This is a genomic window from Cognatilysobacter segetis, from assembly GCF_004359965.1.
In the GTDB taxonomy this organism is placed as follows: domain Bacteria; phylum Pseudomonadota; class Gammaproteobacteria; order Xanthomonadales; family Xanthomonadaceae; genus Cognatilysobacter; species Cognatilysobacter segetis.
On the sequence record NZ_SMRQ01000001.1, the window covers coordinates 84,348 to 107,450 of the forward strand.

At 71.8% G+C, this 23,103-nt stretch carries 19 protein-coding genes and 1 riboswitch; of the genes, 7 read left to right on the forward strand and 12 right to left on the reverse strand.

The features are described from left to right. The first annotated feature begins 27 nt into the window (after positions 1 to 27). Positions 28 to 984, forward strand: coding sequence for a glycosyltransferase family 2 protein (locus E4F61_RS00410; protein ID WP_133477360.1), 957 nt, complete (start codon positions 28 to 30; stop codon positions 982 to 984). Here the strand turns inward: E4F61_RS00410 and E4F61_RS00415 are convergent. The 4 genes from E4F61_RS00415 to E4F61_RS00430 form a co-directional block, all read right to left on the reverse strand. Further along, positions 972 to 2,954 (reverse strand): AsmA family protein, encoded by a 1,983-nt coding sequence (locus tag E4F61_RS00415; protein ID WP_133477361.1) that lies wholly within the window; start codon positions 2,952 to 2,954, stop codon positions 972 to 974. The genes E4F61_RS00410 and E4F61_RS00415 overlap by 13 nt on opposite strands. Beyond that, positions 2,954 to 3,373 (reverse strand): hypothetical protein, encoded by a 420-nt coding sequence (locus tag E4F61_RS00420; RefSeq protein WP_133477362.1) that lies wholly within the window; start codon positions 3,371 to 3,373, stop codon positions 2,954 to 2,956. Before E4F61_RS00420 ends, E4F61_RS00415 begins: the two co-directional genes overlap by 1 nt. 72 nt (positions 3,374 to 3,445) lie before the next feature. Then, the gene (gene trhA, locus E4F61_RS00425) at positions 3,446 to 4,120 is read right to left on the reverse strand and encodes a PAQR family membrane homeostasis protein TrhA (protein WP_133477363.1); all 675 of its coding nucleotides are present in this window, start codon (positions 4,118 to 4,120) and stop codon (positions 3,446 to 3,448) included. A gap of 38 nt (positions 4,121 to 4,158) precedes the next feature. Beyond that, on the reverse strand, positions 4,159 to 5,763 hold the full coding sequence (locus E4F61_RS00430) for a peptide chain release factor 3 (protein ID WP_133477364.1): 1,605 nt from the start codon (positions 5,761 to 5,763) through the stop codon (positions 4,159 to 4,161). A gap of 144 nt (positions 5,764 to 5,907) precedes the next feature. Here E4F61_RS00430 and E4F61_RS00435 point away from each other — a divergent pair, with 144 nt between their 5' ends. Beyond that, positions 5,908 to 6,990 carry an HDOD domain-containing protein gene (locus tag E4F61_RS00435; RefSeq protein WP_133477365.1) on the forward strand — a complete coding sequence of 361 codons (1,083 nt, stop codon included), beginning with the start codon at positions 5,908 to 5,910 and terminating at the stop codon, positions 6,988 to 6,990. A gap of 3 nt (positions 6,991 to 6,993) precedes the next feature. On the opposite strand, the gene E4F61_RS00440 is transcribed toward E4F61_RS00435, so the two are convergent. Both E4F61_RS00440 and E4F61_RS00445 read right to left on the reverse strand, forming a co-directional pair. After that, entirely contained in the window at positions 6,994 to 7,923 is a 930-nt protein-coding gene (locus E4F61_RS00440) for a peptidoglycan DD-metalloendopeptidase family protein (protein WP_133477366.1), read from the reverse strand. Beyond that, complete coding sequence (locus tag E4F61_RS00445) at positions 7,911 to 9,008, reverse strand: phytase (protein WP_133477367.1); 1,098 nt, start codon at positions 9,006 to 9,008, stop codon at positions 7,911 to 7,913. The genes E4F61_RS00440 and E4F61_RS00445 overlap by 13 nt, the downstream gene beginning before the upstream one ends. Before the next feature lie 123 nt (positions 9,009 to 9,131). After that, positions 9,132 to 9,233: riboswitch (SAM riboswitch) on the forward strand. 66 nt (positions 9,234 to 9,299) lie between these two features. Between E4F61_RS00445 and metX the strand changes: the two genes are divergently transcribed. Genes metX through E4F61_RS00460 form a run of 3 tightly spaced genes read left to right on the forward strand, consistent with a single transcriptional unit; the run spans position 9,300 to position 12,609 of the window. Next, positions 9,300 to 10,322, forward strand: coding sequence for a homoserine O-succinyltransferase MetX (gene metX / locus E4F61_RS00450; protein WP_133477368.1), 1,023 nt, complete (start codon positions 9,300 to 9,302; stop codon positions 10,320 to 10,322). After that, positions 10,319 to 11,509: a cystathionine gamma-synthase gene (metB, locus tag E4F61_RS00455; RefSeq protein ID WP_133477369.1), complete on the forward strand. Its 1,191-nt coding sequence runs from the start codon at positions 10,319 to 10,321 to the stop codon at positions 11,507 to 11,509. The genes metX and metB overlap by 4 nt, the downstream gene beginning before the upstream one ends. Then, a complete protein-coding gene (locus E4F61_RS00460; RefSeq protein ID WP_133477385.1) occupies positions 11,509 to 12,609 on the forward strand; it encodes a homoserine dehydrogenase family protein in 1,101 nt (366 codons plus the stop codon). The genes metB and E4F61_RS00460 overlap by 1 nt, the downstream gene beginning before the upstream one ends. Positions 12,610 to 12,615: 6 nt before the next feature. On the opposite strand, the gene E4F61_RS00465 is transcribed toward E4F61_RS00460, so the two are convergent. Then, on the reverse strand, positions 12,616 to 15,669 hold the full coding sequence (locus E4F61_RS00465) for a ligand-binding sensor domain-containing diguanylate cyclase (protein WP_133477370.1): 3,054 nt from the start codon (positions 15,667 to 15,669) through the stop codon (positions 12,616 to 12,618). 84 nt (positions 15,670 to 15,753) lie between these two features. Beyond that, entirely contained in the window at positions 15,754 to 17,136 is a 1,383-nt protein-coding gene (locus E4F61_RS00470; protein ID WP_133477371.1) for an L-serine ammonia-lyase, read from the reverse strand. Positions 17,137 to 17,222: 86 nt separating this feature from the next. On the opposite strand from E4F61_RS00470, the gene E4F61_RS00475 reads away from it, so the two are divergent. Beyond that, on the forward strand, positions 17,223 to 17,453 hold the full coding sequence (locus E4F61_RS00475) for a glutaredoxin family protein (protein WP_133477372.1): 231 nt from the start codon (positions 17,223 to 17,225) through the stop codon (positions 17,451 to 17,453). 14 nt (positions 17,454 to 17,467) lie between these two features. Here E4F61_RS00475 and E4F61_RS00480 read toward each other — a convergent pair whose 3' ends face one another. From E4F61_RS00480 to E4F61_RS00490, 3 genes are read right to left on the reverse strand one after another with little or no spacing between them, the layout of a single operon-like run. After that, a complete protein-coding gene (locus E4F61_RS00480; protein ID WP_133477373.1) occupies positions 17,468 to 18,013 on the reverse strand; it encodes a YceI family protein in 546 nt (181 codons plus the stop codon). After that, a complete protein-coding gene (locus E4F61_RS00485) occupies positions 18,010 to 18,585 on the reverse strand; it encodes a cytochrome b (RefSeq protein ID WP_133477374.1) in 576 nt (191 codons plus the stop codon). The genes E4F61_RS00480 and E4F61_RS00485 overlap by 4 nt, the downstream gene beginning before the upstream one ends. Continuing rightward, positions 18,582 to 19,178, reverse strand: a complete 597-nt coding sequence (locus E4F61_RS00490; RefSeq protein WP_133477375.1) for a YceI family protein — start codon at positions 19,176 to 19,178, stop codon at positions 18,582 to 18,584. Before E4F61_RS00490 ends, E4F61_RS00485 begins: the two co-directional genes overlap by 4 nt. 139 nt (positions 19,179 to 19,317) lie before the next feature. On the opposite strand from E4F61_RS00490, the gene E4F61_RS00495 reads away from it, so the two are divergent. Continuing rightward, the gene (locus E4F61_RS00495; protein ID WP_238382738.1) at positions 19,318 to 22,830 is read left to right on the forward strand and encodes a hybrid sensor histidine kinase/response regulator; all 3,513 of its coding nucleotides are present in this window, start codon (positions 19,318 to 19,320) and stop codon (positions 22,828 to 22,830) included. A gap of 47 nt (positions 22,831 to 22,877) precedes the next feature. Here E4F61_RS00495 and E4F61_RS00500 read toward each other — a convergent pair. Next, a partial coding sequence (locus E4F61_RS00500; protein WP_274380516.1) for a uroporphyrinogen decarboxylase family protein occupies positions 22,878 to 23,103 on the reverse strand: 226 nt, incomplete at its 5' end.

A 23,103-nucleotide genomic window follows, 5' to 3' on the forward strand; every position in this document is an offset into this window, starting at 1 on the left:
CCGCGCCGCGACAGTTAGGATGCACGCATGCCCACCGATCGCCTGACCGTCGTCGTCGCCGCCTACAACGAGGCCGAGAGCCTGCCGGTGCTGCATCCGCGCATCGTCGCCGCGCTGGAGGCGCTCGACGGCATCGAGCCGCGCATGCTCTACGTCGACGACGGAAGCACCGATGCCACCTGGCGCGTGCTGTGCGACATCGCCTTCGCCGACCCGCGCGTGACGCTGCTGCGGTTGTCGCGCAATTTCGGCAAGGAGGCCGCGCTGACCGCGGGTCTCGACCAGGTGACCGACGGCGCGGCGCTGATCCTCGATGCCGACGGACAGGATCCGCCGGAACTCGTGGGCGCCTTCGTGGCGAAGTGGCGCGAGGGCTATGACGACGTGCACGGCACGCGCATCGCTCGCGCGGGCGACGGCTGGCTGCGTCGCGCGACGGCGCACGCCTTCTACCGCCTGATCGGACGGCTTTCGAAGACGCCCGTGCCGGCCGACACGGGCGATTTCCGGCTGCTGTCGCCGCGTGCGCTCGATGCGCTGCGCCAGCTGCGCGAGCGCCATCGCTTCATGAAGGGGCTGTTCGGCTGGGTCGGCTACCGCAGCGTCGCGGTGCCGTACGAGCGCGACGGCCGCATCGCAGGCGATTCGAAGTTCAATCTCTGGCGCCTGTGGAACTTCGCGCTCGAGGGCATCACGAGCTTTTCCACCGCACCACTGCGGCTCGCGACCTATCTCGGCCTGCTGACCGCGCTGGTCGCGTTCGGCTACGGCATGTGGATCGTGGTCAAGGCGCTGTTCTGGGGCGATCCGGTCGCCGGCTGGCCGACCATGATGTCGGTGATCCTGTTCCTCGGCGGCGTGCAGCTGATCGCGCTCGGCCTGATCGGCGAGTACCTCGGGCGCCTGTACGACGAAGCCAAGCAGCGCCCGCTGTATCTGGTCGACGAGACGCGCCCGGCGCCGGCGGACGCTCAGCGCGCGTAGTGTCCGCCGCAGTCCGCGTCCTTGCCGCCGCCGAGCTCGAGCGTGGCCAGCAGCGCGGCGGGCGGGGCGATGTTGCCGAGCGCCAGCGCGAGCGCCGCGCGCAGGCCGACCCGCTTCATGTCCGGATGGAACGCGGGCTGCTTGAAGCTGCCGGTGACGTAGAGCGGTGACCGGAACGAGAACAGGCTGCGGTCCTTCGGGCGCGGCCTGAGCTTCAGGTTGAGCGTCTCGTCGCGCAGGCTGATGCTGCCTTCGCCGATGATGATCGTGTCGGTGGTGTCGAACGCGAGCGCACGCGAGGTCATCACGCCGTTGTTGACCCCGAAGTCGCCGAACGCGCAGCGCACGGGAATCTGGCGATCCTTCGTCAGCATGAATTTCAGCGATTCCTGCACGTCCAGGCCCGCGAGCTCCATCACGAGGTTGCTGATGCGCCCGCGTCCCATGCCCACGCCGACGCTGCCATCGGACGAGCCGAGGATCGCGGCGACCGAGTTGCCGCTTCCCGACAGCGTGGCTTCGCCGCCGACCTTGCCCACGGCTTCCTTTGCCAGTTCCACGCGCGGCATCAACTGGCCGAGATTGAGGCCGCGTGCGCTGACCTGCGCACGCGTGCGGATCGGCGATTCGCGCGCGTCCATTCGGATCACCGAGCGAATGTCGCCACCGGCGACGCCGAAGTTCAGCGGTTCCAGCCGCAGCAGGCCGCCTTCGAGCTTGAGGTGGGCGTCCATGTCATCGAGCGGCAGCGACGGCGCATCGATGCGCGTCGCGCGCAGGGTCACGTCGGCGTCCATCGCGCGCAGCTTGTCGAGTTCGAACTTGTCGTCCGGGAACACGCGCGTGCGTGCGGCATTGCGCGCGGCCTTCGCGGCGAGCTCCGGATTCGTGGATTCGCCGCCGCCCGCCTTGGGCGCGCCACCGACGAAGCCGGCGAGGTCGTCGAAGTCGAGGCGACGCGACACGAACCGGCCCTTCAGGAACGGCCGCTTGCCGCCGGTGATGAAGGTGGCATCGCCCGCGAGGTCGCTGTCGCCGACGCGGCCCTTGAAGTTGTCGTAATGCCACGACGTCTTCGCACCGTTGACGTCGCGCGTGAGTCGACCGTCGAGCGAGTACGGCGGTGTCGGCGGAAGCGCGATGCCGAGCAGCGGAAACAGGTCGTCGAGGTTCTGGCCACTGAGCGCGAATTGCAGGTTGAAGTCGCGCATCCGCAGCGGGTCGAGCAGCGTGCCGCGGGCATGCGCATGCGTGCGGCCGGCAGCGGCGCGCACGTCGACGTGATACGGCGTGTCGCGCGACTTGAGCCGCAGCGGCGATTCGGCGCGACCCTGCAGGGTGAACGGGTTGCCCTGCCAGTGCCCGGTGCCTTTCGCGGTGATCGGCGGCGACGCCGAGTTGTTACCGGGTTCGCTGGCGACGGCGATGCTGATGTCGGTTCGACGGACCGGATCGAGGAATTCGAAATGGCCGTCGTCGATCCACAGGCCGCGGAATTGCACGTCGCTGTGGCGGTTCGGATCGCCGAACACCCAGTTGCGGCCGTGCTTGCCGGTCTCGAGGTTCAGCACGGGCTTGTCGAGCTGGATCGACGGGATGCGCACCTGGCGCTTCAGCAACGGCTTGAGCTCAAGCCGCAGCGCGACCTTGTCGGTCTTCGCCATCAGCGGGCGCTTGGCCCACGGCGCGTTGGAGAACGTGATGCGCTCGGCGGTGATCGTCGGGATCCAACCGAGGTCGACGTCGAGATCGCCGGCGATGTGCAGTGTCCGCCCCGTCCTCGCATGCACGATCTTCTCGATCGGGCGGCGGAACCAGTTCCAGTCCCAGAACACGATCAGCAGGATGATCGCGACCGCGAGCAGCGCGAGCAGGGTACGGAACGGATGCCGGAGGATGGCTGCGAGCGGCGAGGTGTGGCCGCGGTCGGGCGGCGGCGTCTCGACGGGCCCGGGCGCGGTCGTCGCCATCAGTCGGCGGCGCAGGGAAGCGTGCGTCCGCCCCGGCTCAGTTCACCGGCGCCGTCGCGGGTGCGGAATGCGAGGCTGTCGTCGCCGAAGTGAGCAGCGTCGCCGGGGTCGCGCGCGATCTGCGCGGTGCTGCCGTCCGGCAGGGTGACCTTGGCGACGAGGTAGCCCAGTTCGACCTTGACGCCGCCCTCGCAGGCGAACGCGGTCGGCGCCGGCCCGGGGGCCGGGAGGTCCGCTGCCGTTGCCGGGGCCCGCATCGCGCGATCGGCCTCGGCCGCGCTGACGCCGGTTGCATGTTCCGCGGCCTGGGGCTCGTCGGCCGGCATGCGCGGCTCGCCGTCGCGCTTTTCCTTCGAGCAGGCCGCGAGCGCGATGACCGCGAGCACGAGGACGAGTCTGCGACGGATCGGCGGCGGCATGGCGGACTCCGTGGAGGTCGCCGCACCTTCCCTGCGGAGGGGTCAAGTGCCGGTGAACCCGTTGCGGACGGTTCAGACCACCTGCCGCATCACGGCCATGTAGTGGCAGGCGCTGCCCGCGACGCAGAACAGGTGCCAGATGGCATGCGAGAAGCGCGAGTTGCGCAGGTAGAAGACGGTGCCCAGGGTGTAGGCGAGGCCGCCGCCGAGCAACCACCACAGCGTCGCGTCGTCGAGCACGCGCAGCATCGGGCGGATCGCGACGATGCCGAGCCAGCCCATCGCGATGTAGATCCCGGTAGAGAGCTTCTTGAAGCGGCCGGTGAAGAACAGCTTGAACACGACGCCGCTGAAGGCGAGCGTCCAGATCGCGGCGAACAGGCTCCAGCCCAGCGTGCCGCGCAGGTCGATGAGCGTGAACGGCGTATAGGTGCCGGCGATCAGCACGTAGATCGCGCAGTGGTCGAACACCTTCAGCCGGGACTTGGCGGCCGGCCCTCGCGCCGCGTGGTAGAGCGTGGAGGCGACGTACAGCAGGAGCAGGGACGCGGAGAACACGATCGCGCCCGCCAGCTGCCAGCCGTCGCCGCGGAGCGCGGCAAGGCCGACCATGATCGCGCCGCCCGCCAGCGCGGCCAGGGCGCCGAGCCCATGCGTCAGCGCGTTCGCGAATTCCTCGACGCCGTGGCGCAGCGGCGCCGCATCGACGTGCGTGAGGTGCGGCGTGCCACGGGGGAGGGCGTCCATGCAGCCATCCTAGCGTACGCGCCCGAATGGACGCGTCGTCAGTCGATGCCGACCGCGTGCGCGTGCTCGCGCGTGGCCATGAAGGTCACGGCGGGCGCGCGCTCCTGCGCGAGCTGCAGGTTCACACGCGTCGGCGCGAGGTAGACGAGCTGGCCTGCGGCGTCGATGGCGAGGTTCATCGCGTTCTTCTCGCGGAACTCCTCGAGCTTCTTCGCGTCGTCGCAGCGGATCCAGCGCGCCGTCGCCACCTGCACCTGTTCGAAGCTGGCGTCCACGCCGTACTCGTCCTTCAGGCGGTACGCGACGACGTCGAACTGCAGCATGCCGACCGCGCCGAGGATCAGGTCGTTCGACATGAGCGGGCGGAAGAACTGCGTCGCGCCTTCCTCGGACAGCTGCGCCAGGCCCTTCTGCAACTGCTTGAGCTTGAGCGGATCACGCAGGCGGGCGCGGCGGAACAGCTCGGGCGCGAAGTTGGGGATGCCGGTGAAGCTTAGCGACTCGCCTTCGGTGAACGTGTCGCCGATCGAAATGGTGCCGTGGTTGTGCAGGCCGATGACGTCGCCGGGATACGCGGCCTCGGCGATCTCGCGGTCGCTGGCCATGAAGGTGAGCGCGTTCGCGAGCTTGACCTCCTTGCCAGCGCGCACGTGGAAGGCCTTCATGCCGGCCTTGAACTCGCCCGAGCAGATGCGCATGAACGCGACGCGGTCGCGGTGCTGCGGGTCCATGTTCGCCTGGATCTTGAACACGAAGCCGGTGAGCTTGTCTTCCGACGGTTCCACCTCGCGACCGGTGGTCGCGCGCGGCTTGGGCGAGGGTGCGTGCTCGACGAAGAAGTCGAGCAGCAGCTGCACGCCGAAGTTGTTGACCGCCGAGCCGAAGAACACGGGCGTCTGCTCGCCGCGCAGGTAGGCGTCCTTGTCGAACGGATGCGACGCGCCTTCGACCAGCTCCAGCTCGTCGCGCAGCTCCTGGAGCATCGGCGCGCCGATGCGTGCTTCCAGCTCGGGATCGTCGATCGACGCGAAGATCGTCGAATCCTGCCGGGTGAAGTTGCGGCCCTGCTCGTACAGGTGCACCTCGCCGCTGACCAGGTGCACGACGCCCTTCAGGCGCTGGCCCATGCCGATCGGCCACGTCACCGGCGCGCACTTGATCTTGAGCACGCTCTCGACCTCGTCGAGCAGGTCGATCGGGCTCTTGCCCTCGCGGTCGAGCTTGTTGATGAAGGTCATGATCGGCGTGTCGCGCAGGCGGCACACCTCCATCAGCTTGATCGTGCGTTCCTCGACGCCCTTGGCGACGTCGATGACCATCAGCGCGCTGTCGACCGCGGTGAGCACGCGGTAGGTGTCCTCGCCGAAGTCGGCGTGGCCGGGCGTGTCGAGCAGGTTCACGATGCGGCCTTCGTACGGGAACTGCATCACCGACGACGTCACCGAGATGCCGCGCTCCTTTTCCAGCGCCATCCAGTCGGAGGTCGCGTGGCGCGCGGCCTTGCGGCCCTTCACGGAGCCGGCCATCTGGATCGCGCCGCCGAAGAGCAGCAGCTTCTCGGTCAGCGTGGTCTTGCCGGCGTCGGGATGGGAAATGATGGCGAACGTGCGGCGGCGCAGCGCCTGCAGGGAAACGTCGGACATGGCGTCGGCGCGCACGGGGCGCGGCGGTGGCTCGGGGAAGGCCCGCGATTATAGCGGCCGGCCGACGACCGGCCCGCGGGCGGGCTGAAGGATCGCCCGCACCGGCCGTTAACCCGTCCAGACAAGGAACGCGCGGGAGCTCCGGTGTACATCGTCATCGTCGGTGAGGAAGGCGGCAGGGCAGGCGAGCTCGAGCTCGCGCTGCGCGATTTCGGGCTGGATTGGACGGTCTGCTGGCTGACCGGCACCGGCGAGGCGCTGACGATCCCGGCCGATCGCCGGATCGACGTGTTCGTGAGCGACATGCAGGTCGGCCGGGTGCAGGGCGCCCATCTGCTGGAGCAGGTGCGCTCGCTGCATCCCGAGGCCGCGCGGATCCTGCTGCTCGATCGCGGCCACGGCACCGATGCGATGCAGGCGCTGGACGTCGCGCACCGCTTCCTGCGCAAGCCGCTCGATGCCAGCGAGCTGATCGAGGCGGTGGAAAGCGTGCAGGAGCTGCGCGACCTGCTGACCAACCCGACGCTGGTACAGACGATCGGCCGCGTGGGCTCGCTGCCCCCGCCGCCGACGCTGTACCTCGAGCTCGAGCGCCTGATGCAGGATCCGGACGTCGGCGCGGCGGAGATCGCGACGCTGATCTCGCAGGATCCGGCGGTGGTCGCCAAGGTGCTGCGCCTGAGCAATTCGGCGTACTTCTCGGCGGGCCGCGCGATCACCGACATGCGCACCGCGGTCACGCGGCTGGGCACGCGCATCCTGCAGCGCCTGGTGCTGACGAGCGAAGCGCTCGGCAACGGCGCCATGCCGCCGGCCGAGCGCGAGGCCATGCAGGAGCGCGCGCTGCGCACCTCGCGGCTGGCCGGCCAGCTGCTCAGTGGGCCCAGCGCGGAGCTGGCCGCCACCGCGGCGCTGCTGGCGGAGGTCGGCAAGCTGCTGCCGGGCGTCAACCGGGGCGGCCCCGACGACACCGGGCCGCACTACGCCGAGGCGGGCGCCTACCTGCTCGGTCTGTGGGGCCTGCCGATGCCGATCGTCGAGGCGGTGGCCTACCACCACCGGCCCGGGGCGGTGCGCATGTCGGGCTTCTGGGTGCCGGGCGCGGTGCACGTCGCCTGCGCGCTCGTCGGCGGGCTGGCGATCGACGAGGAATACCTGCGCGCGACGTTCCAGATCGAGCGCCTGCCGGAGTGGCGCGAGAAGGCCGAGGCGATCGGCGCGGCCTGAGGGTCAGTCGCCGCCGAGGTTGAGCGGCCCCTGCGGCCCGCGCATGCGGAAGCGGATCGATTCCAGCCGCATCCCGCGGTTGACCTGCACCGCGAAGTGCAGGTGCGGCCCCGAGGTGAAGCCGGTATTGCCGGACAGGCCGATCACGTCGCCGGCGTGTACGCGCTGGCCGGGGCGCACGAGCACGCCCTCGGCCTTGAGGTGCGCGTACATCGCCATCGTGCCGTCCTCGTGCAGCACGCGGATCAGGTTGGCGCGCCCGGCATAGCGTTCTCGATCGAGCCCGGCGCGGGCGAAGTCCGATTCCACCTGCATGACCACGCCGTCGCGTGCCGCGAGCACCGGCGTGCCGATCGGCGCGGCGAGGTCGAGCGCGAAACGGTTCTGCTCGTCGTCGTGGCTGAAGCCGCCGCCGAAGCCCTGGTCGATGTGCCAGCCGCGCATGCGCAGCGGAAGGAGGTACTCGACGTCGCGCGGCCTCGCCGCGGGGTCGCCCGGCACCGCGTCGAGGATCAGTTCGAAGTCGCCGGGCTGCGAGGGCTCGAGCGTGCCGACGTAGGCGAGCACCGACTGGCGGTTGGCGGGCACCACCGTGCGCATCGGCAGGTCGGGTTCGGCGCGGACGTTGTTCTGCTGCGCGAACGCGAGGCGCACCTCGACCGGGCCGGCGAGCCGGTTCTCCGCGATCGCCTGCATGCCCGGCCCCGACGCCTGCCGGCGCAGCACCGCGATCGGCGTGGGCTCCGCGGCGGTCTCCACCCGCTGCACGCGCGCGGGCTGCACCGCCCGCGCGGGCGGCATGTGGTCGCCGTAGTGCACCACGCCGCGCGCGTCGACCCAGCGATACACCTTCCCCGCCTGCACGAACGGCAGTGCGAGCAGGGCGGCGATCGCGAGCAGGGTCGCGACGCGTCGGGGCGTCAAAGGACGCATTGCTCCGCCAGGTGCAGCGCGGACGCCACCTCGCGCAGGTCGAAGGCGGCGAGGGCCCGGTCGTCGTGCACGGCGTACAGCACGCCACCGGGGAAGCTCGGCGTGCCCGCGGCGTGCAGCGCGATGCCGTCGGTATGCGAAGTCACGCGGCCGCGGAAGCTGCCGACGGGCGCGAGCGTCGTGCGATCGAAGACGTGGAAGACGGCGAGCGGCGCGATCTGGTCGACGGCGATCCAGTAACCGGCGCCGCCGGGGCAGTCCCACAGCGCGATGCCCTCGGCCTGCTGCGCGAACGCGCCGGGCGGCGTGCTGCGCGCGGTGTAACGGCCGTCCAGCGTGTAGTCGCGCAGCGTCGACGGCCGCGCGCGCGTGTCCTCGTCGGCGACCAGCAGGCGATCGTTCGCCGCGTCGCCCGCCACCGATTCGACGATGTGCAGCGACGCGTCGCCGGTGTCGCCGAACGCGCCCAACAGCCGCGCGCGCACGCGGTCGCCGTCGACCTCGACGCGGAAGCGTTTGACGCGCGCCGCCAGCTCCGGAGCAGGCGGCAGCTGGTCGAACTTCGCGCCGTACATGAAGGCGTCGGTCACGTAGACGTCGAGGTCGCCCGGCTCGGCCTCGCGGATCCAGATGCCGTAGGGATTGCGCAGGTCCGACGCACCGAACGTGGCGACCGGCGTGAGGTCGGGCAGGGCGAGCACCTGCACGCGATGGTTGTCGCGCTCGACGACGAAGGCGAGGTCGCCCTGCACCGCGATGCCGTTGGGACGATCGAACCGGCCCGGGGCATCGCCCTTGCCGCCGACCTCGCGCAGGCGCTCGCCGCTGTCGCCATCGAACACGACGAGCCGATGGGTCGACTTGGCGGTGACGACCACGCGCGTGCGCCCGTCCTCCGCCGTCCAGGCGGCCGGGGAATCGAGTTCGTCGGCCGCGTCCTCGACCGACACGAAGCGCTCGGCGACCGTGACGGCGGAGGTGTCCGCCACCGGGGTCGCGGGGGCGGGCGGCGCGACGGCGGGGCGCGACGTGGCGCAGCCGGCAAGGGCCGCGGCCAGCGCGGCGATGAGTAAGCGACGGGACATGGCGGAAGTGTACGGGGCGGAATCCGGACGGCGGCTGAGTCCCGGGCGCCCGGGCGCGGCCATTCATCGCTTCATCGCCATGAAGCGATTGACAGTCGCGGAGGGCGCGGGCAGACTGCGCGGCATCCATCGAGACCGGCTGAGGGACAGGCCCACAGACGCCGGGGCAACCAGTGCGAGAGCACCAGGTGCCAATTCCTGCGGCGTCATGCCGGAAGATGGTCGCGCTCCCTGCCGGGTACGGTGGGGCGTCGCAGGCTCGATGGCCCCGTCAACCCGGAGCCCTTCGCCATGAGCCTCGTTTCCACCGCCTACGCCGCCGACGCACCGTTCGCGATCGTCGATCCCGACCTTTCTTCCTGGCTCGCGCCCGCCCGCCGCGACGAGTTCGACGTCGAGCTTGCCCTGCGCCATGCGGGCACGCGGCGCGTCCGCATTCGCTCCGAACGGGTCGGCGACGAAACGCTGCCGGCCGTGCTCGTCACCGGCGGCATTTCCGCGCACCGCCACGTCGCGGCGCATGCGCTCGACGATTCCGCGGGCTGGTGGGACGCGCAGGTCGGTGTCGACCGGGCCATCGACCCGCGCCGCCATTGCATCGTGTCGTTCGACTGGATCGGTGCCGACGGCAGCCTCGATGCGCCGATCGACCCGGCCGACCAGGCCGACGCGATCGCCGCGCTGCTCGACCACCTCGGCCTGCGCCGCCTGCATGCGTTCGTCGGCAGCTCCTATGGCGCGATGGTCGGCCTGCAGTTCGCGTCGCGGCACGGGTCGCGCATCGGTCGCCTGGTCGCCATCAGCGGCGTGCATCGGGCCCATCCGTATTCCAGTGCGTGGCGTGCCCTGCAGCGGCGCGCGGTGCAGCTCGGCGCGCTGCAGTGCGACGGCATCGACGGGCTGGTGCTGGCACGGCAGCTCGCGTTGCTCAGCTACCGCACGCCCGACGAGTTCGACGAGCGCTTCGGCGCGCCGCAGGTGGTGGACGGCCGCGTGCACGTGCCGGCCGAGGACTACCTCGACCATGCCGCGCAGACGTATGCGGCGCGTACGCACCCCACCGGCTTCCTGCGGCTGTCCGAATCCATCGACCTGCAGCGCGTGGTGCCCGGCTCGATCGCGGTGCCGGTGACGCTTGTGGCGGTGCAGGAAGACCGCCTGGTGCCGGTGGCCGATGCCTACGCGCTCGCGCAGGGCCTGCGCGGCGAGACGCGGCTGCGCGTGCTGCGCTCGCGCTACGGGCACGACGCCTTCCTCAAGGAGACCGCGGCGATCGCCGACGTACTGGTCGAATCGCTGGAGACCGGCGCATGAGCACGGCCTGTCGACGCGCGACCGTCGCGGTGCGCGCGGGCATCGATCGCGACCCCGCGTTCGGTGCCGTGACGCCGCCGCTGGTGCTGTCGTCGAACTTCTCGTTCGACGGCTTCGATCGCAAGCGCGCCTACGACTACACGCGCAGCGGCAACCCGACGCGTGACCTGCTCGGCGACGCCCTGGCGGAGCTGGAGGGCGGGACCGGCGGCGTGGTCACGTCGACGGGGATGTCGGCGATCACGCTCGTGCTGCATGCGCTGGTGCCGCAGGGCGGGCGCGTGGTCGTGCCGCATGACGCGTACGGCGGCAGCTGGCGGCTGTTCAACGCGCTGGCGGCAAAGGGCCTTTTCGAACTCGTGACCGCGGACCTGACGCGGCCCGACTCGCGCAACGCGGCGCTCGCCGCCGGCGCGTCGGTGGTGTGGATCGAGACGCCGTCGAACCCGCTGCTGCGCATCACGGATCTCGACGCCACGATCGCAGCCGCGCATGCCGTCGGCGCGCTCGCGGTGGTCGACAACACGTTCCTCTCGCCGGCGCTGCAGCAGCCGATCGCGTTCGGCGCCGACGTGGTCGTGCACTCGACGACGAAATACATCAACGGCCACAGCGACGTCGTCGGCGGGGCGGCCGTCGCGCGCGACGCCGCCGTGCAAGAGCGCCTGGCCTGGTGGGCGAACGCGCTCGGCCTGACCGGCGCGCCGTTCGACAGTTTCCTGACCCTGCGCGGGCTGCGCACGCTCGACGCGCGCCTGCGCATCCACCAGGAGAACACGCAGGCGCTCGTCGAGCGGCTGGTGGGCGATGCCGCCGTGCGCGCCGTGCATTACCCGGGGCTGGCGACGCACGCGGGCCACGCGCTCGCCGCGCGGCAGCAGGCGGGGTTCGGCGCGATGCTGAGCGTGGAGCTCGACGGCGGCGTGGACGCGGTACGCGCCTTCCTCGACGGCCTGCGCTGCTTCACGCTGGCCGAATCGCTGGGCGGCGTGGAAAGCCTCGTCGCGCACCCGGCCACCATGACGCATGCGGCCATGTCGCCGGAGGCGCGGCGTGCGGCGGGCATCGGCGATGGCCTGCTGCGCCTGTCGGTCGGCATCGAGCACGTGGACGACCTGCTGGAGGACGTCGACGCGGCGTTGCATCGCGCGCGGCGCGCGTGTCGACGCGAAGCGGCGGTCGCCTGATGGCCGCGCCGGTGCGTATCGAAGCGGCGGCGGAGCGCCGCGCGGTCGTCGCGGAGGTCGCGCTGCTCGGCGTGGGCAACGTCGGCGCTGCATTCCTCGAACGTATCGCGCGACGCGACGAGGCATCGCCGGCCCTGCGGCTGGTCCACGTCGCCGACTCGCGACGCGCGCTCAGCGACGACATCGCGCCGGCGGACGCACGCCAACGGCTGGCGCGCGTGACGTCGCTACCGCACGCCGATCCCGCCGTCGCATTCGACGGGGCCTACCCGGCCTTCGTGGTCGATGCCACCGGCAGCGATGCGGTCGCGGCGCGGCATGCCGACTGGCTCGCGCGCGGGGTGCACGTGGTCACCGCGAGCAAGCTCGGGCAGGGCGCCGCGCTGTCGCGCTGGCGACGGATCGAGGCCGCGCGCCGCTCGGCCCGCACGCACTACGGCGACAGTGCGACGGTGGGCGCCGGCCTGCCGCTGCTGCGCAGCCTGCGCGCATTGCGCGACGGCGGCGATGCGATTTCCGGCATCGCGGGCGTGCTGTCGGGCTCGATGGCCTGGCTGTTCGCACAGTACGACGGACGCCGACCGTTCTCCGGCTTCGTGCGGCGCGCGCGCGCTGCCGGCTACACCGAACCGGACCCCCGCGAGGATCTCTCCGGCGAGGACGTGCGACGCAAGCTGCTCATCCTCGCGCGTGCCGCCGGCTTCGCACTGGAGGTCGAGGAGGTCGAGGTGGAGTCGCTCGTGCCGCGCGAGCTGGCGGACGTGCCGCTGCCGGCGCTCGACGCCGCGCTCGAGGTGCTCGATGCGCCGTTGCGCGCGCGCTTCGCAGATGCGTACCGGCGCGGGAAACGCCTGTGCCATGTCGCGCGGCTGGCAGTCGTCGACGGCCGCGTGCGGGCGCGCGTGGGCCTCGAGTCGCTCGCACCGGACGATCCGCTCGCGGCGGGGCAGGGCACGGACAATCGCGTCGCGCTGCGGTGCGGGCGGTATGACGCGCAGCCGCTGGTGATACAGGGTCCGGGCGCGGGCGCCGACGTCACCGCGGCCGCGCTGCTGGACGACGTGCTCGCCATCACGCGCGACGACCGACGCGCGGGCTGACGCGCGTCACTCGCCGACCGGTCGGCCCTCGATGCGGCCGATGATCCGCAGCGCGTCGCGCGCGAGCATCCCCGGCAGCCCGTCGTGCATATGCTCGACGAGCTCGGCCGCATCCGTGAGCGGCGTGGTGCGGAACGAGGCCCAGCCGTTGCGCCCGTTCGTCTTGACGTAATAAAGCGCCTGGTCGGCGAGTTCGATCATCGCTTCCCAGCCGAAGCGCGCGCCGTCCTCGCCGCGCACGATCGGATACTGCGAAAGCCCGACGGAGCAGGTCAGCGGCAGCACCATGCCGTTGCCGAGCTCGAACGGATGCGACGCGACGGCCTGCTGGATGCGTTCGCCGATCGTGGCGACGTTGCGCTCGGGCATGGGCCGGAACACCAGCAGGAATTCCTCGCCGCCCCAGCGCGCCACGTAGTCGCCGGTGCGCACGAGCCCCGACAGCACCTGCGCGAACTGCTGCAGCACGAGGTCGCCCGCGCGAGGGCCGTAGCGGTCGTTGACCTGCTTGAAGTGGTCGATGTCGACGAGTGCGAACAGCATCGCCTTGTCGTCGGCCGGACCGGCATCGACCTGGCGGTCGTAGAACGAGAGGTCCGCGGGCAGCTGCGCGCCGATGTAGCGACGGTTGCGCAGGCCGGTCAGCGGGTCAGTGTGGCTGGCGTCCTCGAGTTGGCGGTTGGCGAGCGCGAGCGCCTCGGTGCGCTGTTCGACCAGCGCCTCGAGCGCGCGCTGGCGGCGGCGGTAGCGATGCCGCTGCAGCCGGTATCCGCCGTACACGAGCAGCGCGAGGCCCGCGACGCACAGCGCGATGAACGCACGCGTCTCGATGAACACCGGCGGCACGTCAAACGCGAGCGTCGCGGGCCGCGGCGACCACACGCCGGCGTTGTTGCTCGCGCGCACCTCGAACACGTAGTGGCCGGGCGGCAGGTTGGTGTAGCGCGCACGCCGCGCGCCGGCGTCGGCATCGACCCAGTCCGGGTCGTAGCCGCGCAGCCGGTAGCGCAGCTGCACGCTCTTGGGGTCCTGGAACGACGTCGCGGTGAACTCGAACGTCGCATCGCGCACGCCGACCGGCAGCGGACGGCCCTGCAACGTCCACGCTTCCTTCCAGTCGCGGCCCGCCTGCATGCGCTCGACGGCCACGCCCGGCGCCACCGTGTTCTTGCGGATCGCCGTGGTGTCCATGCTGACGACGCCGTCGCGCGTGGGCAGCCACAGCGTGTCGCCCACCAGCGCGCCCTTCGCGGTGCCCGCGCCGTTGCAGCAGTAACCCTGCTGGCCCGCCAGCCGATCGCCGCGCTCGTTGAGCAGCATCTCGCCGCGCACGCGCGCAAGGCGGCCGGACACCAGCCCCTCGATGTCGACCACCGGCACGCGCGCGATGCCGCGCAGCCCGGCGATCCAGAGGTAGCCGTCGTGCTCGGCCAGGAAGAACGGGGCGTTCGCCGGCATGCCCTGGGCCGTGCCCAGCGCGTGCCAGCGACCGCGCGCGCGGATATACGTGGTCTCGTTCAACGTACCGATCGCCAGCGTGCCGTCGCGGAGCCGGTGGATCGCGGTGACGTCGGCGGCGGCAGGCAGGCCGGGCGTCGTGTCGCGCGCGAAGCGTTCGCCGCGCTGCTGGAACAGGCCGGCCTGCGTGCCCGCGATCACGCCGTCGGGCGTGTCGAGCACGAACCGCACGCGGGGATCGGCGATGCCGTCGGCCGCGCCGAAACGGGTGAGCCGGTCGCCGGCATGGCGGAACAGGCCCTCGGTGGTGCCGATCCAGAGCGCGCCGTCGCCTGCGCGCACGATCGCGTTGATCTGCGCGGCGCCGATCGCGGCGAGCGCCGGAACCGACCTTGGCGCGCGATCGCCCGCCTCCAGCACGCGCAGCCCGCCACGCGTGCCGATCCACACGCGGCCGCGCTCGGCGAGCAGGTTGTAGGCATGCGGGTGCGGCAGGTCGCGCGCGTCCACCACGTGCCGGTAACGGCCGTTCTCGAGCAGGCTCAGGCCGTCGTTGCCGCCGACCCAGAAGCGCATCGCGTCCGGATCCCTGGCGAGCGACCACACGATGCGGTCGGTCAGCCCCTCCGCCGTGCTGTAGCGCCGCGTCCACGAGCTCCAGACGCGCGTCAGGCCCTGCCACTGGCTGCCGAGCCACAGATTCCCTTCGCGGTCCTCGAGTGCCGTGCGCATGCCGGGTCGGCCCCCCGGCGCGTTCGCGGCGATGTATTCGGCGACGTGGCCGCCGCGGATGCGCGCGAGCCCGAGGTCGCCGCCGATCCAGAGGTTCCCGTCGCGGTCCTCGCAGAGCAGGTCGATCGGCGCGTGGGCCAGCTCGGGCTGCTCGACGTACGGCATCCAGCCCTCGCTCGCGAGGCGGAACACGCCCATCGACGTCGCGGCCCAGAGCGTGCCCTGCGCATCCAGCAGGCGGTTCACCTGTGCGTCGGTGTCGGTGGCGGGCAGGGCGAGCCGCTCCCAGCGCCCGGTCTGCAGGCGGCGGAACACCGCGCCGCGGCTGCCCACCCAGAGGCCGTCCGGCCGCACGAGCACCGACTGCGCCGGCGCGGGCGAGCCCGCCACCGGGGTCAGGCGGTCGCGCTCGACGCGGAACACGCCGGCGGACGTGCCCACCTGGATGCGGCCCGGCCCGTCCTCGGCGAGCGCCAGCACGTCCAGCGCAGGCGAGCCGGCGGGCGTGGGAATGGCGGTGAACGTGTGGCCGTCGAACACGGCCAGGCCCTTGTACGTGCCGATCCACAGGCGGCCGTCGCGCGCGGTCAGCAGGCTGCGGATCCACGTGCCCGGTAGGCCCGGCGTGTTCTCGGGGGTGAAGGTGCGGAAGCTGACGCCGTCGAAGCGCGCGAGCCCCGACTGCGTGCCCACCCAGAGGTAGCCCGTGCGGTCCTGCGCGAGGCTCAGCACGCTGATCTGCGGCAGCCCCTGCTGGATCGACCAGCTATCGCTGACGTAGTGGCGGAAGGCCTTGTCCGGCTCGAGCGCGCGCGCGCGGGGTGCCACGGCGAGGGCCAGCAGCATCAGCAGCGCGGGGAGGATGCGCATGGGTCCGGCGGGTCTCCATGGCGGTGGCCACGAGAACGTTAACGGGCAGGGCGGCGGCGGCCTGAATGGACCGCCGTCGCGGTTTCAGCATTCGATGACGTTGACCGCCAGCCCGCCTCGGCTGGTTTCCTTGTACTTGTCCTGCATGTCGCGGCCGGTGTCGCGCATCGTGCGGATCACCTTGTCGAGCGAGACCTTGTGCTGCCCGTCGCCGCGCATCGCCATGCGGCTGGCGTTGATCGCCTTCACCGAGCCCATCGCGTTGCGCTCGATGCACGGGATCTGCACCAGCCCGCCGATCGGGTCGCAGGTCAGGCCGAGGTTGTGCTCCATGCCGATCTCGGCCGCGTTCTCCACCTGGCCCGGCGTTCCGCCGATCGCGGCGGTCAGGCCCGCGGCGGCCATCGAGCAGGCCACGCCGACCTCGCCCTGGCAGCCGACCTCGGCGCCGCTGATCGAGGCGTTTTCCTTGTAGAGGATGCCCACCGCGGCTGCCGTCAGCAGGAACGTGCGCACGCCGCCGATGTTCGCGTTCGGAATGAAGCGATCGTAGTAGTGCAGCACCGACGGGATGATGCCGGCCGCGCCGTTGGTGGGCGCCGTGACGACGCGACCGCCGGCCGCGTTCTCCTCGTTCACCGCCAGCGCGTAGAGGTTGACCCAGTCGAGCGTGGTGAGCGGATCGCGCATCGCCGCCTCGGGCTTGCCCGACAGCTCGGCATGCAGCGCCGGCGCGCGACGCACCACGTGCAGGCCGCCCGGCAGCGTGCCGCCTTCGCGGATGCCGCGCGCGACGCAGCTCTGCATCGCGTTCCAGATTTCGTCGAGACCGCTCTCGATCTCCGCCGGCGAGCGCCAGACCTGCTCGTTCGCGAACATCAGTTGCGCGATCGACATGCCGGTGCGCTCGCACTGCGCGAGCAACTCGTCGCCGGTGGAGAACGGATACGGCAGCTCGGTCTCGTCGGCGACGATGCGGTCTTCCGCCGCCTCGTCCTGGTTGACGACGAAGCCGCCGCCCACCGAGTAGTAGTCGCGCGTCGCGATCACCTCGCCGTTCGCATCGAACGCGGTGAAGCGCATGCCGTTGGTGTGGAACGGAAGCTTCTGGCGCTTGTTCATGATGAGGTCGTGCTTCTCGTCGAAGCCGATCTCGTGCCTGCCCTGCAGCCGGATGCGCTTGGTCGCGCGGATGCGCTCCAGCGCCGGCGGGATGATGTCGGGGTCGATCTCGTTCGGCCAATGGCCTTCGAGTCCCATCAGCACGGCCTTGTCGGTGCCATGGCCGCGGCCGGTGAGCGCGAGCGAGCCGAACACTTCGGCGCGCACGCGGGCGGTGCGCTCGAGGTCGCCGTTCTCGGCGAGCCAGCGCTCCACGAAGCGCGCGGCCGCGCGCATCGGCCCGACGGTATGCGAGGAGCTCGGCCCGATGCCGATCTTGAACAGGTCGAAGGTGCTGACGGCCACCGCGGCTCCAGCGAAAGGGAAAGAAGGGATGCCGGCTATTCTACGTCCGTACCGCCCACCGCTTTTCCGTACTGCAGCGCATCCCCATGAGCCGGTTCATCTTGTTCCAGCGCGACGACTGCCACCTCTGCGACCTCGCGCTCGACGTGCTGGCGCAGGCGCGGCTGCCCGAGTTCGACAGCGTGTTCATCGACGAGGACGACGCGCTCGAGGCCGCCTACGGCCTGCGGGTGCCGGTGCTGCGCGACGCGACCTCCGGTGTCGAACTCGACTGGCCGTTCGGCACGGACGCGGTCCGCGGCCTGGTGGATCGGTAGCGCGAAGGCCGCGCCTACTTCGCGGGCGACAGCAGCACGCGCGTGCTGACCGCGACCTCGTTTGGAATGAGGCCCGTGTCGGCCCAGTCGCCGGTGCCGACCCCGAAGTCGAGCCGCTTCACCGTCGCCTGCCCCGCGAGCACCGGCCGCGCGCCGGGCGTCCACGTGATCGTCAGCGTGACCGGCCGCGACACGCCGCGCAGCGTCAGCCGCCCGTCCGCCGCATAGCGGTTGCCGCCCAGCGCCCGGAAGCGGGTGGCGACGTAATGCGCCTGCGGGAATTTCGCCGCGTCGAAGAAGTCGCTGCCGCGCAGCGTGTCGTCGCGTTCCTTGTCGCCCGTGGCGGCCCCGGCGAGCGGGATGGCGACGTCGAGCTTCGAAGTGGCGAGCGACGCGGGATCGAAGCTCAACCGCGTCGCGAACGATGCGAAGCGGCCGGTGAAGACCTCGCCCTGGTATTTCGTCGCGAACGTGAGCGTGGAGCCCGGCGCCTGCACGTAATCGGCCGCGCCGGCGGGCGCGATGGCGAGGGCGAGCAGCAATGGCAGCAGTCGTTTCATGGCGAGGTCCCCGGTGGGCGCCTGCGTGCGGGCAGCATGCGCTGCAGCGTGCCGTCCTGCAGGAAAAGATGGTGGTAGAGCGCGGCGCCGACGTGCGCGACGACCAGCACGACGAGCGTCCAGAAGCCGAATTCGTGCAGTTCCTTGGCGATGCCGTTGAGGTGCTCGTTCTTCGCGGCGATCGCCGGCAGGTTGAACAGGCGGAACCACTGCAGCGGATAGCCCGCGGTCGAATTGATCAGCCAGCCGCTGAGCGGCATGGCGATCATCATGGCGTACAGCAGGCCGTGCACGCCGTCAGCCGCGAACTGCAGACGACGCGACATGCCGGGAATCGCGCCGGGTACCGCATGCGTCCAGCGCCACAGCAGCCGCAGCAGCACCAGCGCGAGCAGCGTCAGGCCGAGCGACTTGTGCAACGCATACCAGCGGATCTTCGCCACCGGGCTGGTCAGCTCGGTCATGTACAGCCCGATGGTGCCGAGCGCGACCACGAGGCCGGCGCTCACCCAGTGGAACAGCTGGCTGACCGCGCCCCAGCGCTCGGGCAGCGGGGAAGGCGTGCGACTCATCGTGCGGAATCCTCGTCGGGAAGGTCGGGTGCGGGCGCGCCGATGCCGCGGCTGGCTTCCAGTTCGATCCGGATCTCGACGTCGCGACCGATCACCGACGGCCACGCGTCGATGCCGTAGTCGAAGCGATCGAGGCGCGCGATCGCGGAAAAGCCGGCGGTGCGTCGGAAGGGCGGCATCGGATGGCGACGCAGCGCGTTGAACGTCGCGTCCATGCACAGCGGGCGCGTCGTGCCGTGGAGCGTGAACCGCCCGCAGACTTGGGCATGCGTGGCGTCGCGCGGCGTCACCGTCTCGGAGATGAATCGGGCCTGCGGCGAGCGGTCGACATCGAGCAGCCCCTGCACGGCGCGGTTCCAGCCGGCGTCGCCGAAATCGAGCCGGTCGAGCGGAAGGGTGACGTCGACGCTCGCATCGGCCCAGCCGTCGCCGAACACGAGGCGGCCGTGGCTGCCCGACAGCGTGCCGAGCGCGCGCGAGAAGCCCGCATGGTCGACCGCGACCATCACGCGCGTGTGCACCGGATCGATCGCGAAATCGTCCGCGGCCGCCAGGGCCGGCATCAGCAGGGCGAGCGCAAGCAGGTGTCTCATCGCGGCTCCGGGGGTCGGCCCGATTGTAGGCACGGCGGGGTGACGGGCCGCCGCGCGGACGCAACGCGCCGTTCCGCCGCGGTTGCCGACCGCCCCGCGATGGGTGAGCCTTGCCCCGGGGAATGGACGGGGGTGCAGGATGCGCGACGCGATCGTCGGCTGGATGGCGGGACTCTGCCTGGCGTTGCTGCCGTGCGCGGCATGGGCCGGCCTGCCCGAGACACCGCGGCCGCGGCAGTTCACCGTCGCCGACGGGCTGCCCTCGAACCGTATCAACGGGCTCGCGCAGGACCGCGCCGGCTACCTCTGGATCGCCACCAGCGACGGACTCGCGCGCTTCGACGGCGTCGGCTTCCGCGTCTGGCGCATCGAGCAGGGACTGCGCGACAACTACGTCTGGTCGGTGTTCGTCGATGCCGACGACCGCGTCTGGATCGGCACCCGCAGCGCGGGGCTCGCCGTGCTCGATGCGAAGCGCCGCGACTTCCGCTGGTTCGACCGGCGCACGCCGGGCGTCGGCGGCGTCGAGGTGTGGTCGATCGCGGGCACGCGCGACGGCAGCCTCTGGTTCGGCACCGCCGATGCGGGGCTGCACCGCCTGCACGGCGGCCGCGTCGAGCGGTTCATGCCGGTGCCGGGCGACGCACGGAGCCTGCCCGCCGCGGACGTGCGCGAGCTGCTGGTCGATCGCGCCGGACGGCTGTGGATCGCCACCGCGCAGGGCATCGCGCACTGGGACGGCCGCGGCTTCGTCCGCGACGACATGGCTGGTCTCCCGACCGCGGCGGTGGACGGCCTCTCGACCGAAGCGGACGGCCGGCTCTGGCTCGGCACGCCACGCGGGGCCGCGCTGCGACGCGCCGACGGCCGCGTGTCGATGCCCGCGTTCGCCTCGCGCGGGGGCGCGCCGCTGCAGATGCTGCTGCGCGATCGCGCGGGCACGCACTGGTTCGACATCCCGCAGGGCCTCGGCGTCGAGGTCGAGTCGGGCATCGACGTCGTGCCGCTCTACAGCGCGGCGTCGCAGGGGCTGGTGCGGCCGGGCTGGGTCGACGCGCGCGAGGACCACGAAGGCGGGCTGTGGTTCGCCAGCAATACCAACGGCCTCTGGTACCTGCCGCCGCGCTGGCGCCAGTTCTCCGTGCTGTCGCGCCGTCTGGGCGATCCCGCCACGCTCGCGAACGCGCAGGTGCGCGGGATCGCACCCTCGCGCGACGGCTCGACCTGGCTGGTCGGCAGTGGCGGCGTGCTCGATCGCGTGGACAGTGAAACCGGCGCGGTGCAGCACGTGTTTGCCGACGTCGCGCAGGGCGTGATCCTCACCGCGGTGCGCGAGGCGCGCGACGGACGGGTCTGGGTCGGCTACTTCGACGGCCTCGCGCGGATCGACCCGTCCACCGGCCGGATCGATCGCTGGCCCGCCGGCACGCACGACGGCGCGCTGCGCGGCGAGCCCGCGTTCCTGGCCGAGGACGCATCGGGTCGTCTCCTGATCGGCGGGGAAGGCGGGGTGCAGGTCCGCAGTGCGGACGGTCGCGTGGTGGACGACCTCGTGCCCGGCGATCGCCACGGGCTGCCGGCCGGTGCGACGGTGGCGGGCCTGGCGACGACGCCTTCAGGCGAGGTCTGGATCGCCGGGTCGGCCGGCCTGTTCCGCGTCGACCCCGTGACGTCGCGCGCGCGTCGAATCGAAGGCGTCGGCGCCGGCGCCGTGCACGGCATCGCCTTCGACGCGGCGGGCCAGGCCTGGCTCGCGCGCCACGGCGCGGTCGAGCGCTACCGCATCGACGGGGCGCAGCTCGTGCGCCTGGATCGGCTCGACGCCGCGACCGGGTTTCCGCGCCTCGCGCCCAGCGGGCTCGCCGTCGACGCGCGCGGCGTCGTCTGGGCGACCAGCGTCCGCGGCCTCGTGCGCGTGGATCCACGGACCCGCCGCAGTCGCGTGTACGGCGTGCGCGACGGACTGCCCAGCCAGGAATTCGCGGGCCCGCCGGTGCCGCGTCCAGGCGACGGGCGCCTGCTCGCCGGCACGCCGGAAGGGCTGGTCATCTTCGATCCGGCGGTCGTGCGGCCCGAGGGCCGCGTGCCCCGCCTGCTGCTGGAATCGATGGACGTCAGCCGCGACGGTGCGCGCATCGCGCTCGACGAGGCCGCGTTCCCGACGATCGAGCACGACGACCGCGACCTGCGCGTGCGTGCGCGCCTGATGTCCTTCAGCGATGCGGGCAGCACCGCCTACCGCTTCCGCCTGTCCGGTTTCGATCGCGACTGGGTCGAGACCGGCGCGGACGGCGAGCGCGTGTTCACCCAGCTGCCGCCGGGCGATTACCGCCTGCAGGTCATGGCCCGCACTGCCGACCAGGTGTGGTCGCCGCCGCGCGAGGTCGCGTTCCGCGTGCGCGCGCCGTGGTGGCAGACGTGGTGGGCGCGCGGCGCCGGCGGCCTGCTGGCGGTGCTGGCGGCGGTCGTGCTCGCGCTGCAGTACCGCGACCGCCTGCGTCGCCGCCATGCACTGCAGCGGATGCGGGACGAACGCCGCCACGCCGAGGCGTCGTCGAGTGCGAAGACGCGCTTCCTCGCGACGTTCGGGCACGAAGTCCGCACGCCGATGACGGGCGTGCTCGGCATGACCGAGCTCCTGCTCGAGACGCCGCTGGACGCCACGCAACGCGGCTATGTCGACGCGATCCGCACTGCCGGCGACCACCTGTTGCGGCTGCTCAACGATGCCCTCGACCTGGCGCGCATCGATTCGGGCCATCTCGAGCTGGTCGAGGAACCGTTCGACCTGCACCGGATGCTGCACGAGATCGGCGCGCTGGTCGGGCCGCTCGCGCGGCACCGCGGCCTCGACTTCGAACTCCAGCTCGCCGCCGACGTCCCGCGCGGCGTGCACGGCGATTGCAGCCGGATCCGCCAGATCCTGCTCAACCTGCTGGGCAACGCGGTGAAGTTCACCGAGCGCGGCGGCGTGACGCTGCGGGTTATGCGCTCGGCGGACGTCGTGCGTTTCGTCGTGGCCGATACCGGGCCCGGTCTGTCGGCGGCGCAGTGCGCGAAGCTGTTCCGCCGGTTCCAGCAGGCCGATGGCGCGCGCACCGCCGCGCGGTACGGCGGCAGTGGCCTCGGGCTGGCGATCAGCACCGAACTCGCGCAGGCGATGGGCGGCCGCATCGGCGTGCAGAGCACGCCGGGCGAGGGCGCCGCCTTCCACGTCGACCTGCCCTTGCGCGAGGCGGTGCCGTCATCCGAGCCGGCCTCGCAGGCACGGACGGAGATGCGCCCGCTGTCGCTGCTGCTCGTCGAGGACGATCCGACCGTGGCCGCGGTGGTGAAGGGCCTGCTGGAGGCGGGCGGACACCGGGTCCGGCACGTCGCGCACGGGCTCGCGGCGATGGCGGAGATCCACCTGCAGCGCTTCGATGCGGCGCTGCTCGACCTCGACCTGCCGGGCATGGACGGGTTCGCGCTCGCGCGGCAGTTGCGCGCGTCCGGTTTCGAGGCGCCGCTGGTCGCGGTGACCGCGCGCGCCGACGTGGACGCCGAGCCGCGTTCGCGCGAGGCCGGATTCGACGCGTTCCTGCGCAAGCCGGTCACCGGCGCGATGCTGCGCGAGGTGCTCGAACGGCGCACTCAGCCGCTCGACGCCTGAAGCTCCGCAGCACTCCGGTCGCGTGATGCGACCCGAGGCGGCAGCGCTCAGCGTGCGCTGAGCGAATGCACCGCGTCGACCAGCACGGCGACGTGCTCGGGTGACATGTCCGGCGACATGCCGTGGCCGAGGTTGAACACGTGGCCCTCGCGCGAGCCGCCGTTGCCGTCGCGGTACGCATTGAGCGCACGGCCGACTTCCCGACGGATCGCCTCGGGCGACGCATACAGCGTCACCGGGTCCAGGTTGCCCTGCAGCGCGACGCGTCCGCCC